Source organism: Dietzia sp. SLG310A2-38A2 (assembly GCF_014145095.1).
GTDB lineage: Bacteria > Actinomycetota > Actinomycetes > Mycobacteriales > Mycobacteriaceae > Dietzia.
Window position 1 is genome coordinate 4,024 of record NZ_JAALDX010000547.1, and the last position, 951, is coordinate 4,974.

Here is a 951-nt window from a genome sequence, read left to right on the forward strand (position 1 = left end):
CTCTGTACTCGGCGTGCGATACGGTGATGATCTCGTTGGAGTCTTCGGCCTTGATTTCCGCACGAAGACTTTCGCCTGCCTCGCGGCGGATCGCGATTACTTTTGCAACGAAAACGAAGTCAGCAGCCCCGGCGATCATCCGCGGATCTCCGACGTCCCAGGCCCAGCACACCGGTCCAACGCCGGTAGCGATTCTATGGCGTCTTTTCATTGCACTCCTTAGCCGCTGACGATGCCGCCTCGCTCGGTTCTCCGGTATGGGTGTCGAGGTACGCGGCAAGCATCGAGTCCCACTCATCTTTGGAGATTGCGAGGTAGGCGGCTCCACAGGACAGGTGTGTGCCTTCTAAAACGGTATCGGCCTCGTGTTGCAGAGCTAGTCCTTCGGCCATCCAGCCGAAACGGTCGAAGCCGGGTTGCCACCTAGGTGGTTCGCCCCGCTCCATTGGAAGACCGACGAAATTCTCGGTGTACTGGAGTTGCCAAGCGTCCAGCTTGTCCCAGATATCTCCGGCTGAGTCCACCACATGGCCATCGTAACGCTCCACGTTGGCTTTGATTGCAGCCGACAATGTCGACAGTTCGGGCGGCATCCGGCTACTGCCGAATGGTTGGAACGGCATGGCCTTCCGGTCGATCAGGTCCGTCCTGCCATCGAGCTTGCGATACCCTGACCGGTCGGGGACTTCGGCGTCGACCCGATCAATGACAGCCGGGGGAACCGAGTCGAAGAAGGTCGCTTCCACGTAGTAGTAGGGAAGCTCATTTCTAATGAGATCGGCCAGCCTGAGTCCTTCGAGAGCGGTGTCGACGAACGTTGAATCACTGACTGCCGGTAGACCGCAGCAATTGACATGCGCACACCGTGTGAACTCTGGCACCCAGGTCCGGATCCTCTCGCCGAGGTCGTTGGTGAGGAATAGTGAACCTCCCTGGATCTGTCGGAGGGTT

The 951-nt window shown here is 58.9% G+C and carries 1 protein-coding gene; it reads right to left on the reverse strand.

Annotated features, from left to right (window positions below; all coding sequences use genetic code 11):
• Window positions 1-194: 194 nt before the first annotated feature.
• The coding region (locus tag G6027_RS17940) for a hypothetical protein (protein WP_206682516.1) at window positions 195-951 on the reverse strand (757 nt) is incomplete at its 5' end.